This window comes from Kitasatospora sp. NPDC057940, assembly GCF_042887425.1.
Taxonomy (GTDB): Bacteria; Actinomycetota; Actinomycetes; order Streptomycetales; family Streptomycetaceae; genus Kitasatospora.
Genome location: NZ_JBHVPH010000024.1, coordinates 67194 through 80024, shown reverse-complemented (window position 1 = coordinate 80024; position 12831 = coordinate 67194). Strand labels below are relative to the sequence as shown.

Here is a 12831-nt window from a genome sequence, read left to right as displayed (position 1 = left end):
TTCCTCCACGCGGACACGACGGGACGACGCGTCGACCATACAGGAATACATGAACAGCTCTTCATTTATTCCCGCTGGATTGACCCTCCCGGGTGATGCGGTTGTCGCCCCCCGCCGGGCAGCCCCTGACTAGTTGGCCCGCGCGGCGAGGCCGTGCGGCCAGTGGCGGTGGTACCGGTCGATGACGTAGTCGTGGCCGTGGAGCCAGCCGTCCGCGGCCGGGTGGGCGTCGGTGAGGTGGGGGTGGCCCGGGGGCAGGTCGGCGTGGACGTGGTCGAGCCTGGCGGGGTCGCGGGCGGGCCAGATCGCGGTGGCGGCGCCGGCGGCGAGCAGGGCGATGGCGCCGAGGACGACGGCCGTCACCGGGAGCCCGGCGCCGGCGGCGAGCCAGCCGGCGAGGGGGTAGGTGAGCAGCCAGCAGCTGTGCGAGAGGGAGAACTGCGCGGCGAAGGCGGCGGGCAGGTCCGCGTCGGCGGCGGAGCGGCGGATCAGGCGCCCGCCCGGTGTGAGGACGGCGGAACAGGCGGCGCCGATCGCGGCCCAGGACACCAGCAGCGCGGCCCAGGACCAGCCGCCCGGGGCCGCGGCGGTGACGGCGGCGACGGCGGCCAGGACGGCGGGGAGCGCGAAGGCGGCCGGGAGCATGACGGTGCGGTCGGAGAGCCGCCGCAGGAGCCGGGGCAGGAGCAGGGCGGCCAGCATGGAGCCGGCTCCGTAGGCGCCCAGGGCGAGCGACACCGCGCCGGCCGGGCGGTGGAAGTGCTCGCGGACCGCGACGACGGTGTCGACGAAGACGATCGCCCCGGCGGCGGCGACCGCAAGGTCGAGGGCGAGCAGGGCCCGCAGGCGCGGGGTGGCCCAGAACAGGCGGGCGCCGAAGGCGGCCTTGGCGTGGCCGCCGCCGGTCCGCTCGACGGGGGCGGGCTTGGGCAGGGCGACGGAGACGACCAGGGTGGCGGAGGCGAGGAAGCCCGCGGTGGTGCCGGTGAACAGCCAGGTGTAGGGCACCAGGGCGAGCAGGCCCGCGGCGAGCGCCGGGCTGAACAGGGACTCCAGATCGTAGGCGAGTCGGGACATCGACAGCGCCTGGGTGTAGTCCCGTTCGGCCGGCAGCACCTCGGGGATGGTGGCCTGGAAGGCCGGAGTGAAGGCGGCCGAGGCGGCCTGGAGCAGGAAGATCAGGACGTAGATCTGCCAGGCCTGGCTGACGAACGGCAGGGCGAGCGCGACGGCGGCGCGGGTGAGGTCCATCGCCACCAGCAGCCTTCGGCGCGGAATGCGGTCGGCGAGGGCGCCGACCGCCGGCGCGACGGCCACGTAGGCGACCATCTTGACGGCCAGTGCGGTGCCGAGGACCGCCGAGGCGTCGGCACCGGCGATGTCGTAGGCGAGCAGGCTCAGCGCCACGGTGGCCAGGCCCGTGCCCACCAGGGCGATGGCCTGGGCTGCGAACAGGTGGCGGTAGGTGCGGTTGCGCAGTGTGGACAGCATCGGCCCCGTCCCGGTCGGCGGCGTGGTGCGGCAGCATCATCGTAGCCAACACGTGCATACGTGTGCACGTGTTGGCTGTGATGGTGCTGCCCTCGCCGCCGTTCCGGTCCGAGGGGGTGGGTCGGTCGTGCGGCGGGTCAGTCGTGCGGCGGCAGGGAGCCGATCTGGTGGTCGGCGACGTTCAGCGCCTCGTCGACCAGGCGCCGAAGGTGCCCGTGGCGCAGCGAGTAGACGACGCGGCGGCCGTCCCTGCGCGTGGTGACCAGGCCCGCGAGGCGGAGCTTCGCGAGGTGCTGGCTGACGGAGGTGCGCGGGGCCCCGCACGCCTCGATGAGGGAGGTGACGTCGGCCTCGCCCGCGCCGAGCCGGTGCAGCAGCGCGAGCCGGGTGCGGTCCGCGAGCAGGGCGAGGACGGACGCGGCGACGTCCAGTCGCTCGCCGCCGCCCTGCCCCTGCTCCTGCGAGCCGTGTGCAGCTGCCAGGTCGGTGCTTGTGCTCATGTGCTCATCGTAGAGCGGCGTGAGCCCGATGCGTGCACACGTGCGCACGTGAAGACACGCCCTGAAGGGGTTCAGTGGCCGGGGCCCCAGCGGGCTTCGAGCCGGCGGGCGCCGTCCGGGGCGGTGACGGCCCGCCGGCTGGCCCGCATCCGCACCGTGCGGCGGGCGGCGCCGGTGCCGCCGGAGGCGGTCGGCGCGCCCACGGCCTGGAGCACGGAGCTGTCCAGGGGGCTGTCGGCGAGCCTGCGCACGATCGCGGACAGGGTCGCGGCGACCGAGCCTCGCGCCGGTGCGGCGGGCGCCGCGGCGGGGAGGGGGTGGCGGCGGTGGAAGGCGCCGAGAACGGCCACGGGGACCTCACCTTCGTTGACGTGTCGTCCGACGCGGCGGATCGATCGGGTGTGGGCGGCTGAGGACGTCTTGTGGGTGCTCCGGAGGGCGGTGACGGGGCGCCGGGCCCGCGTCGGCCGGGCGGGGACGAGTCCGAGCCTAGGCCGCGGACCCTCGGGGGGCGGGTGATCCTGACGCCCCCTTGACTGTGCGGGCGTCGTCACTGACGGTGTCCTGACGGCGGCCCCACGTATCGAGGGCCTGCGGCCCGGACGCGATCGCGCTCCGGCGGGCGGCGCGTCCGGCGGGCGGCCGCGTCGCGCGGGCGAGGGGAGGGGGAGCCATGGCAGGCCGGTCAGACGGCGCCGGCGCGGTCCGCGACGGCCGGGGGGCGAGCGATTGGGACGCGACGGGTTCGTTCACTAACATCGACAGTGGCCCTGGATATAGGGAACACATCCGTTCATTACGGACAGCCGGTGAACGGTCGTGTCGAGAGGTGGAACCGAAGAAGGTGCGCAGCCATGCCCGCTGAACCCGCAGTCGCGCGCGGACCGGCGACGGGCGCCCCGCTCCGGAGGCGCGGCGAGGCGCTGGAGAACGCCATCTTCGAGGCCGCCCTCCAGCAGCTCACCGCCGACGGCTACGCCCGGCTCACCATGGAGGGCGTCGCCGCCGCCGCGCAGACCGGCAAGGCCGCGCTCTACCGGCGCTGGCCCTCCAAGGAGGAACTGGTCAAGGACGCGCTGCGCGCCTCCCTGCCCCCGGCCGGCCCGCCGCCCGACACCGGCGGCCTGCGCGGGGACCTGCTGGAGGTGGTGACCAGGCTGCGGGCGGCGATGCTGAGCGAATCCGGGGCCGCCGTGCGGGCCATCATGGGCGAGCTGGACCGGCAGCGGGCCCACACCTTCCTGGCGATCGTGCTGGAACGGGTGGTGGAGCCCACCGCCACGCTGATCGTCGAGGTGCTCGCCCGCGGTGCCAGCCGGGGCGAGGTCCGGCCGGGGTCCGTCACCCCGCTGGTCATCGACGTCGTCCCGGCGCTGATGCTGTACCGGGTCAAGATGTGCGGCGGCGCGCCGGCGCAGCTCGACCCGGCGGAGATCGTCGACGAGGTGCTGCTGCCGATCGTCCGCCAGTGACGGACGGTCAGGCCGACGGCTGACGGCCGATCGCTGACGGCCGACGGCCGGTCGGGGGCGGACCCCGGACCGGCCGTGGTCGTGCGGGCGGGCCGTCAGCCCGCGTCGGACGGAGCCTGGGCCGGGACGGCGGGCGCCGGCCCGGAGCCCGCCTCGGCGGCCCGGGCGGCGGAGGCCTCGAAGAAGCGCAGCAGCTCCACCGGGAACGGCAGCACCAGCGTCGAGTTCTTCTCCGCCGCGACCTCCACCACCGTCTGCAGCAGCCGCAGCTGCATCGCCGCCGGGGTCTCGGACATCGTGACGGCGGCCTCGGCGAGCTTGGCGGCGGCCTGGAACTCGCCGTCCGCGGTGATGATCCGGGCCCGGCGCTCGCGGTCGGCCTCCGCCTGGCGGGCCATCGAGCGCTTCATCGAGTCGGGCAGGCTGACGTCCTTGATCTCCACCCGGTCGATGTGCACGCCCCACCCGGTGGCCGGGCTCTCCAGCATGACCTCCAGCCCCTGGTGCAGGTTCTCCCGGCCGGAGAGCAGGTCGTCCAGCTCGCTCTTGCCGATGATCGAGCGCAGCGAGGTCTGGGCGACCTGGAGCATCGCGAAGGAGTAGTTCTGGACGTCCACCGTGGCCTTGACCGGCTCGACGACGCGGAAGTACAGCACGGCGTCGACGCTGACGGAGACGTTGTCCTTGGTGATGCCCTCCTGGGCGGGCACCGGCATGGTGACGACCTGGACGTTGACCTTGCGCATCCGGTCGACCACCGGCACCAGCAGGGTGAGGCCCGGCTGGCGGACCTGCTCGCGCACCCGGCCGAGCCGGAACACCACGCCGCGCTCGTACTGCTGCACCACCCGCACGCCGGTGATCAGCCAGAACAGCGCCAGCACGACGACGAGAACGACAATTGCCACGTTCGTCCGACCTTCCCCGTGGCGGCGCAGCCCGGGCCGGGTCCGGAACGGGCCCTGTCGCGCGGGTGCGAGCCGCGCAGGACAGTATGCGCCCCGGCCGCGGGGATCGACAGCCGCGTGCACCGGGGATCCTGACGGACCGTCCGCTCCGCCGCTCCGTCGCGACCGCGCCACCCCGGCGGCGGCGGACCGACGCCCGTGGCGCGCACCACGGGCGTCCTGGAACCCGCCTGCCTAACCGGCGAAGGCGGCCGCGTGCTCGGCGGCGAACTCGGCGAAGGAGCGCGCCGGGCGGCCGGTGAGCTTCTCCACGTCGGAGCTGACGGCGGCGGCGTACCCGGCGGCGTACAGCCCGTACAGCTCGACCATGCCCTCGGCGCGCCACCGGTCCCAGCCCGCGTCGAGCATCCCGGCCAGGGCCGCCTCGGGCGCCAGCGCGGTGTACGCGACCGGGCGGCCGACGACGGCGGCGAGCTGTTCGGCCAAGGCGTCGTGCGACAGCGCCTCCGGGCCGGTCAGGGTGTAGACCGCGCCCTCGTGGCCCCCGGTCGCCAGCACCTCGACGGCGGCCGCCGCCACGTCCCGGGCGTCCACGTACGATACCGCGCCCTCGCCGCCCGGCGCCGCGAGGGTGCCGGCCCGGACGCCCGCGGCCATGCCCAGGACGTTCTGGTGGAAGCCGTTCGGCGCCACGACCGTCCACGGCAGCCCGGAGGCCCGCAGGTGGTCCAGGCCGCTGACGTGCGCGCCGACGAAGCGGACGCCCTCCGGCCGCTGCTCGACGCCCGCCGCCGCGTGCAGCACGATCCGCGGCCGCCGGCCGGTGCGCACGGCCGCGTCGATCACGTTCCGCTCGTGGGCGGCCATCTCGGGGTGGACGGCCACCAGGAGGTAGACGACGTCGGCCCCGGCCAGGGCCGCGTCCAGCGAAGCCGGATCCGCGAAGTCGGCGGCCACCCGCTCGACCGCGTCGTCCCACTCGGCCGGGCCCGGCGAACCGGCGCGCACCAGCGCCCGCACCGCCTCGCCGCGCTCGCGCAGCCCCACGACCACCTTGGACCCGACCGTACCGGTGGCACCCGTCACGACGATCACGGATGGCACTCCTCCCCGTAGTCGACGCCGACCTGATTCGACGTCAGCGCGATGATCGCAGGCGGGGCGGAGCCGATCAAGGTCGGGCCCGCCGGGCCCGGGCCCGGCCAGGCAGGCCCGCCCGCGCCGACACGCACGGCGCCCCGCCGTTCCTCGACTTGGCGCATGCCGGGCGCTTGGATGGATCCGGCCTGGTCACCGCCCGGACACGACCCGGGACACGACCCCGGGCACCCGCCGGCAAGCCGAGGAGCCACCACCGTGAACGACACCCCTGACGCCGTCGACCGGGCCGAATCCGCCGCCGTGGCCGGCCGGATCGCCGAGCGGCGCGAACAACTCGGCCTCAGCGAGGACGACCTCGCCCACCAGGCGGCCATGGCCCCCCGCTACCTGCACTACCTGCTCGAAGCCGGACCGGCCTTCGACCCCGGCGGCTTCGTCCGGATCGCCGCCGCACTCGGCCTCAGCCGCGGCGAACTGCTCGAAGGCCGCGCCGACGCCCCGCCCGGCCAGGGCGGCCCCGGCCCGCACCCGCGGCTGCTCGGCCTCACCGAACCCGAGTGCTGGGAGCTGATCGGCACCCACGGCGTCGGCCGCATCGCGCTGCCGCTCCAGCCGGGCCCGGTCGTCGTCCCCGTCAACTACGTCGTCGACGACCGCACCGTCGCCTACCGCACCACCGAGCGCGGCGCCCCGCCCGAGGGCACCTCGCTCTCCTTCCAGATCGACCACATCGACGAGTACCTCGGCCGGGGTTGGAGCGTCCTCCTCCTCGGCACCGCCCACCACGTGCACGACCCCGCCGCCGTGCACCACCTGGCCGGCCTCCCCGGCGCCATCCCCTGGGCCGGCGGCGACCGGACCCGCTGGATCCGGATCAGCCCGGACGAGATCACCGGCCGCCGCCTGGTGAGCGACTGAACGGTCCGTTCCGGTCGCCGGGAATCGCGGTGCCGAGCGGCCGAGTCGGCGGTGTCGTACCCCTGTCGCGGACCGGTCGGCGTGGCTAGCATGAGGCGCCAACCGCAAGGAACACCGGCCCAGGCCCCCTCTTGTGGGTCACGTCGGATCAGCGTGCCCAGGTGTCCCGCACGCCCGGCGTGACCCGAGAGAGCAGGTCCGACCCCCGAGGGAGGAACCACCCATGAGCGCAGTGGTGACCGAGATCCGCGACGCAGGCCTGCTGGACATCGACGAGGACGCCATCGTCTTCGAGGACGAGCACGACGCGGACCTCGCCCCGGTCGCGTGTCTCGCCGACCCGTGGGTCACCTACGTTCCGACGCGCTTCGACTGCGCCGTGGACTGCTGACCCGTACCGAGGAAGCGGACCGGGGGAGGGGCGGAGCGATGAGCACACCACCCGACCCCGGCTCCGCCGAGGCACTGCGGCGCCGGGTCGCCGACCTGGCCGCCGCCGCGCCCGGCCCGCGCCGCCCGCTGCACACCGACGGGCAGTGGTGGTACCTCCAGGACCCCCGGATGCCGGCGCGGGCCCACGGCTGGAAGCTCCACCTGTCCGCCCGGCAGGGCCAACTCCCGCAGCTGCTGGACGCGGTGGTCCCGATCCTGCTGCGCCGCACCTGCGACGCGAAGTTCGCGGCGGGCGCGGCCGTGCTGCGGGAGCTCAACAGCGGGCTGCGCGGCCCCGCGGCCGTGGGCAAGGCCGTCACGGTCTACCCGGACGAGGCGGACCTCGTCGCGCTGGGAACGGAGTTGGCCCGGGTGCTGGCCGGCTGGGCCGGGCCCCGGGTGCTGAGCGACCGCCGGCTCCGGCCGGACGCGCCGGTCTACTACCGCTACGGCCTGTTCCGGGTCACGGACGACGGCGCCGACCACGGCATGACCGGCCCGGACGGGTCGGTCTTCCCCGGCCTGGCCGAGGCCCGCTACCGCCAACCGCCCTGGGCGAGCGACCCGTTCGCGCCCGTCGAGGCCGCCGCCCGGCCGCCGACCACCCGGGTCGGCGAGGGCCGGTACCGGATCACCGCCGGGATCACCCGCTCGCCGAACGGCCACGTCTACCGCGCGGTCGAACTCGCCACCGGGCGCGAGGTGGTGGTCAAACAGGCCCGCGCCCACGTCGGCGAGGACGGCGCGGGCACCGACGCGCGCGGCCGGCTCCGGCACGAACGCCGGGTGCTCACCGCCCTGGCCGGGGTGCCCGGGGTGCCGCCGCTGGTCGACTACTTCCGGCACGGCGCCGACGAGTACCTGGTCAGCGGTGCGTGCGGGCCGCGCGACCTGCGGCGTGACGTCCTCGCCGCGGGCCCGTACGACCTGCGGCCGGGCGCCGTGGGGCGCGACTGGTGGGGCCTGGCGCGCGGACTGCTGCGGATCCTGGACGCGGTGCACGCGCGCGGCGTGGTGGTCTGCGACCTGAAGCCCGCGAACGTGGTGCTCGACGCCGCCGGCCGCTGCTCGCTGGTCGACTTCGGCGTCAGCGCCCTCGACGGCGCCCGCCCGCCCGGGGCCACGGCGGGCTACGGGTTGCCCGGCGCCACCGGCACCGACCCCACCGAGGACTACTACGCGCTGGGCACCACGCTCCACCACGCCCTCACCGGCCTCGACCCGGTGGTGATCGACCCCGACCCGGCGACCAACCGCGACCGCACCCTGGCCTGTCTGCGCGCGGCCCTCCCCGGCCCTGCCGACTCGGCGGATGCGGCGGTGGCCCTGGTCGCGGGCCTGGTGAGCCCGGACCGGGACGGGCGCTCGGCCGCCGCCGCCGGCCTGCGGGAGGGGAGGCCGCCCGGCCGGCCCCCGGCACGGAGCTCGGCCGGGCCGCGCCGGGCCCCGCTCGACGAGGCCGTCGACCACACCGTCGGCACCTGCGTGCGGATGGCCCGCGAACTGGTCGCCACCGATCCGCGCGCCGGCGAACCCCGCACCCTGCTGTCGCTCTACGACGGCGCCGCCGGCCTCGGCCTCGAACTGCTGGAGCACGCGGACCGCCCCGACGCCCGGGCCGCCGCCACCGCCCTGGCCGACTGGACGGCCGCCCACCCGGCGCTCGACCGCCTCGACGGCTCGCTCTACCAGGGCCGGGCGGGCACCGACCTGTTCCTCGCCCGGGCCGCCGCCACCCTCGGCACGGGCCCGCTCGGCCTTGGGCCGCCGCGCCACCGCCGCCACGAGCCCGCCGGGGACGACCAGATCGCCGGGGCGGCCGGGATCGGCACCGCCCACCTGCTGCTCGCCGCCCTCGGCCGGGACGCCGACCGGCACCTCGCGGCGGCCGCCGCGTGCGCCACGGCACTGACCGCCCGGCCCCTCGACGGTCCCGGCGAGGACCCCAACCCCGGCACCGCCGCCCTCGCCGAGGGTTTCGCGCACGGCCGCGCGGGCATCGCCCACTTCCTCCTCGCCCGGCCCGACGAGGCGTCCCGCCGGACGGCCCGCCGGATCGTCGACGGACTCGCCGCCGACCTCCCCCGCCTCAGCGCGGCCGCCCTGCGGCCGGGGGCGACCCGCCGCTACCTCTCCTGGTGCCGGGGCCTGGCAGGCCTCGGCACGGTCCTCGTCCAGGCCGGGATCCAGTACGGCGACGACGCCCTCCTCGCCCTGGCCGCCGACGCGGCCGACACCTGCCGGACGCTCGCCCCGCGCACCGCCCTGGTGGTCCGCTGCTGCGGCCTGGCCGGAGTCGGCGACCTCCTCGTGGACCTCGCCGCGGCCACCGGCGACCCCCGCCACTGGCACGCGGCGGAGCAGCTGGCGTCCCTGCTCCTCACCCGCGCCGGCGGGCCGGCGGGCCGCCCGGTGTTCCCCGGCGGCGACCCGACCGTCGAGTCCCGCGCCTGGGCGGTCGGGACACCCGGAGTGTTGACGTTCCTGCGCCGACTGTCCCGCCGCGGCGGCCCGGTGCCCGGACTGCTGCCGCTGCCCTGAACCGGTCGGGCGCGGGGATCGGGTCGGCGATCGGGGCGGGCATCCGGTCGACCGGGGCCCGGTGGCCCACCGCTCAGCTGCGGTCGAGGAGTTCGCGGATCCGGTCGGCGACCACGTCCGGCCGCTCGCCCTGGATGAAGTGGCCGGCGTCGACGGTCTCGTAGCGGCCGTCGGGGAGGGTTTCGGTCCAGCGGCGCTGGTGTTCCTGGAGGGCGGGGTGGGTGCGTTCGCCGCCTCGCCGGGGGCGGTCGGCGGACAGCAGGACGGTCGGGCAGCCGGGGGGTGCCGGGGGTTCGGCGCGCAGCCGGGGGACGGCGGCCGCGACGGCGCGGAACTCGCGGCGGGTCTGGGCGAGGCCGGCCGGGACGAAGTCCTCGGCGAGCATGGTCTCGTAGGTGTCGGTGGGGAAGGTCCGGCGGGCGGTGCCGCTGAGCAGACGGGCCAGGACGCGGCTGCGGGCCAGGGGTTGGGCGATGGCGAGCGTGCGGTCGACGCGGCGGGCGATCCGGTCGATGGCGTCGAAGTCGGGCGCGGTCTCCGGTGTGGTGTCGACCATCAGGATGCCGCGCAGCCGGGGCGCGAGGCGCTGGTACGCGAGGCGGGCGACCAGGCCGCCCATGCTGTGGGCGACCAGGACGAACCGGTCGGGGGCGACGGCCTCGGCGAGGGCGACCAGGTCGTCCGCCAGGTCGGCGAGGTCGAGCGGGGCGTCGGTGCGGGCGCTGCGGCCGAAGCCGGCGCGGTCGTAGGCGACCAGCCGGGCGCGGTCCGCGAGCAGCGGCAGGACCGGGTCCCAGGAGACGCGGCCGAGGCCCTGGCCCGACTCGAAGAGCACGACGTCCGTGCCGTGTCCGGACTCCTCGACGTAGATCGGTCGCCCGTTGACGGTGATGGTCCGCCCGTTCGTACGGCGCATGGTGCTTCCCCCCTGGGAACCGGCACCCGGGTCGTCTCCCGGGTGCACTGTTTTCATCTTTGATAATGATAGCGACTGTGAAATCGTGGGGCAATGGACCTCGACGCGGTAGACCTCCTCCTCCACCCGGTGCGCCTGCGCGTGGTGCACGCCCTCGCCGGCGGGCAGGTGCTCACCACCTCGCAGCTGTGCGAGCGGCTGTCCGGCGTGTCGAAGGTGACGGTGTACCGGCACGTCGCGCTGCTCGCCGAGGCCGGCTTCCTGGAGGTCGCCGAGGAGCGCCGGGTGCGCGGCGCCGTCGAGCGGCACTACCGGCTGCGTGAGGACCGCCCGGTCGTGGACGCCGCCGCGGCCGCCGCGATGACGCGGGAGGACCACCGGCGGGGCTTCGCCGCCGCGATGGCCGTCCTGATCGCCGAGTTCAACGCCTACCTCGACCGCGAGGACGCCGACCCGGCCGCCCAGGGAGTGGCCTACCGGCAGGGCACGTTCTGGCTCGACCCGGCGGAACTCGCGGAGTTCAGCGGAGAGTTGCGTGCCGTCCTGGAGCCCCGGCTGGCGAACGGGCCGGGGCCGGGCCGGGAGCCGTACCTGCTCAGCCCGATCCTCTTCCCCGTCGCGCCGCCGTTCCGCGCCGGGCGCGGGCCCGGTCAGGCCTTCTTGACCACGCTCGACTTGAGCTGCATCGCGCCGAACCCCTCGATCCGGCAGTCGATGTCGTGGCCGTCGACGCCGTCGACCAGGCGGATGTTGCGGACCTTGGTGCCCGCCTTGATGCCGGAAACGCTGCCCTTGACCTTGAGCGCCTTGACGACGGTCACGGTGTCGCCGTCGCTGAGCACGTTGCCGACCGCGTCCCGGATCACCCGCTCGCCCGGGCCGGCCGGTTCGGCGGCGCCGTCTGCCGCGGGCATCCACTCGTGGCCGCACTCCGGGCAGACCATGAGGGCGTTCATCTCATAGGTGTACTCGCTGGAGCACGACGGGCACGGGGGGAGGTGGTCGCTCATGCGCGCGGGCTGTCCTCTCGGGTCGGGTCGGGGTCGGCGGCTCGCCAGCATGTATGAAGTTGAAGAATTTTTCAAATCGCTTGTTCGGTGGCGTTCGAACGCGGACGGTGACGTTCCCGGCCGGGCGTGCGCGGGCCGTGGACGCGGGCGCCCGATCACTGGTATCCAGGCCACTGGCAGCGCGACTGGCGGCCGACCGGCGCCCACCACCCTCCGACTGGCTCAACAGCCCACGGGCGTACGGATGTTGAGGCCGGGTCAGGACGTACAACCAGGAAAGCGGAGACGATGCGCAGAGTTCTGATCGTCGGCGCCGGGCAGGCCGGCCTCCAACTGGCCCTGGGGCTCCAGGCCCACGGCTACGACGTGACGGTGATGACCGACCGCGACGCGGACACCGTCCGGAGCGGGCGGGTGCTGTCCACCCAGTGCATGTTCGACGCCGCGCTGCGGACCGAACGCGACCTCGGCCTGGACCTCTGGGCGGACACCGCACCCCGGATCGAGGGCCTCGGAGTCTCCGTCGCCGGGCCGGAGTCCGCGCGGGTGATCGACTGGGTCGGGCGCCTGGACGCGCCCGCGCAGTCCGTCGACCAGCGGCTGAAGATGCCCGCCTGGCTGGAGACCTTCGCCGGGCGGGGCGGCCGGGTCGTGGTCCGCCCGGTGACCGTCGGGGACCTCGAACACCTCTCCGGCTCCTACGACCTGGTCCTGGTCGCGGCCGGCAAGGGCGACCTGGCCGCGATGTTCGAGCGCGACCACGAGCGCTCCCGGTTCGACCGGCCGCAGCGCGCGCTGGCCGCCAGCTACGTGTACGGGCTCGGCCCGCGCCCCGAGCACGACTTCCCCGCCGTCCGCTGCAACGTGGTGCCCGGCGTCGGCGAACTGTTCGTCATGCCGGCGCTGACCGCGGCCGGCCCGTGCGACATCCTGCTCTGGGAGGCCGCCCCGGGCGGCCCGGCGGACGCCTTCGACGGGGTCCGCGGCCCGGCCGAACACCTGCGGGTGACGCTCGACCTGATGAGGGACTTCACTCCTTGGGAGTACGACCGCGCCCGGGCCGGAATCGAACTCACCGACGCCGGCGCCACCCTCGCCGGGCGCTTCACCCCCGTCGTCCGCCACCCGGTCGGCGAACTGCCCGGCGGCGGAGCGGCGCTGGGCGTCGCGGACGTCGTCGTCCTCAACGACCCGATTACCGGCCAGGGCTCCAACAACGCCGCCAGGTGCGCGGCCGGCTACCTCGCCGCGATCCTCGCGCACGGCGACAAGCCGTTCGACCGCGACTTCATGCGGGCCGCCTTCGACCGCTTCTGGCAGGCCGTGCGCCCCAGCACCGTCTGGAGCAACGCGATGCTCGCGCCGCCGCCCGAGCACGTCCTGCGGCTGCTCGGCGCCGCCGGCCGACTCCCGGCCGTCGCGGACCGGTTCGCCAACGCCTTCGACGACCCGGCCGATCTGGAGCAGTGGTTCCTCGACCCCGTGAAGGCGGCCGCCTACCTGGAGTCGTTCGCACCGCAGGACTGACCGGCGCGGACTGAC

At 75.5% G+C, this 12831-nt stretch carries 12 protein-coding genes and 1 pseudogene; 6 read left to right on the top strand and 7 right to left on the bottom strand.

Annotated features, from left to right (window positions below):
* Positions 1–129: 129 nt before the first annotated feature.
* The 3 genes from ACFVTF_RS29250 to ACFVTF_RS29240 all read right to left on the bottom strand — a co-directional run bounded on the left by ACFVTF_RS29250 (position 130) and on the right by ACFVTF_RS29240 (position 2341).
* Positions 130–1491, bottom strand: coding sequence for an MFS transporter (locus ACFVTF_RS29250; RefSeq protein WP_387817386.1), 1362 nt, complete (start codon positions 1489–1491; stop codon positions 130–132).
* 137 nt (positions 1492–1628) lie between these two features.
* Entirely contained in the window at positions 1629–1991 is a 363-nt protein-coding gene (locus ACFVTF_RS29245) for an ArsR/SmtB family transcription factor (protein WP_387817385.1), read from the bottom strand.
* A 71-nt stretch (positions 1992–2062) separates the two neighbouring features.
* Positions 2063–2341 carry a hypothetical protein gene (locus ACFVTF_RS29240; protein ID WP_387817384.1) on the bottom strand — a complete coding sequence of 93 codons (279 nt, stop codon included), beginning with the start codon at positions 2339–2341 and terminating at the stop codon, positions 2063–2065.
* A 504-nt stretch (positions 2342–2845) separates the two neighbouring features.
* On the opposite strand from ACFVTF_RS29240, the gene ACFVTF_RS29235 reads away from it, so the two are divergent.
* A complete protein-coding gene (locus ACFVTF_RS29235; RefSeq protein ID WP_387817383.1) occupies positions 2846–3463 on the top strand; it encodes a TetR/AcrR family transcriptional regulator C-terminal ligand-binding domain-containing protein in 618 nt (205 codons plus the stop codon).
* A gap of 95 nt (positions 3464–3558) precedes the next feature.
* Here the strand turns inward: ACFVTF_RS29235 and ACFVTF_RS29230 are convergent, their stop codons facing one another.
* Complete coding sequence (locus ACFVTF_RS29230; RefSeq protein ID WP_363633553.1) at positions 3559–4371, bottom strand: slipin family protein; 813 nt, start codon at positions 4369–4371, stop codon at positions 3559–3561.
* A gap of 234 nt (positions 4372–4605) precedes the next feature.
* The gene (locus ACFVTF_RS29225; protein WP_387817382.1) at positions 4606–5466 is read right to left on the bottom strand and encodes an NAD(P)H-binding protein; all 861 of its coding nucleotides are present in this window, start codon (positions 5464–5466) and stop codon (positions 4606–4608) included.
* A 261-nt stretch (positions 5467–5727) separates the two neighbouring features.
* Between ACFVTF_RS29225 and ACFVTF_RS29220 the strand changes: the two genes are divergently transcribed.
* From ACFVTF_RS29220 to lanL, 3 genes are all read left to right on the top strand, one after another.
* On the top strand, positions 5728–6390 hold the full coding sequence (locus tag ACFVTF_RS29220) for a helix-turn-helix domain-containing protein (protein WP_387817381.1): 663 nt from the start codon (positions 5728–5730) through the stop codon (positions 6388–6390).
* A gap of 223 nt (positions 6391–6613) precedes the next feature.
* Positions 6614–6781: an SflA family class IV lanthipeptide gene (locus tag ACFVTF_RS29215; RefSeq protein WP_167745841.1), complete on the top strand. Its 168-nt coding sequence runs from the start codon at positions 6614–6616 to the stop codon at positions 6779–6781.
* Positions 6782–6819: 38 nt separating this feature from the next.
* Complete coding sequence (gene lanL / locus ACFVTF_RS29210) at positions 6820–9363, top strand: class IV lanthionine synthetase LanL (protein ID WP_387817380.1); 2544 nt, start codon at positions 6820–6822, stop codon at positions 9361–9363.
* A 73-nt stretch (positions 9364–9436) separates the two neighbouring features.
* On the opposite strand, the gene ACFVTF_RS29205 is transcribed toward lanL, so the two are convergent.
* Positions 9437–10279 carry an alpha/beta fold hydrolase gene (locus ACFVTF_RS29205; protein WP_387817379.1) on the bottom strand — a complete coding sequence of 281 codons (843 nt, stop codon included), beginning with the start codon at positions 10277–10279 and terminating at the stop codon, positions 9437–9439.
* Between the two features lie 93 nt (positions 10280–10372).
* On the opposite strand from ACFVTF_RS29205, the pseudogene ACFVTF_RS29200 reads away from it, so the two are divergent.
* A pseudogene (locus tag ACFVTF_RS29200) lies at positions 10373–10537 on the top strand (winged helix-turn-helix domain-containing protein); the annotation flags it as partial.
* Between the two features lie 392 nt (positions 10538–10929).
* Here the strand turns inward: ACFVTF_RS29200 and ACFVTF_RS29195 are convergent.
* Positions 10930–11289, bottom strand: coding sequence for a zinc ribbon domain-containing protein YjdM (locus ACFVTF_RS29195; RefSeq protein WP_387817378.1), 360 nt, complete (start codon positions 11287–11289; stop codon positions 10930–10932).
* 288 nt (positions 11290–11577) lie between these two features.
* On the opposite strand from ACFVTF_RS29195, the gene ACFVTF_RS29190 reads away from it, so the two are divergent.
* Positions 11578–12816: a styrene monooxygenase/indole monooxygenase family protein gene (locus ACFVTF_RS29190; RefSeq protein WP_387817377.1), complete on the top strand. Its 1239-nt coding sequence runs from the start codon at positions 11578–11580 to the stop codon at positions 12814–12816.
* Positions 12817–12831 lie beyond the last annotated feature (15 nt).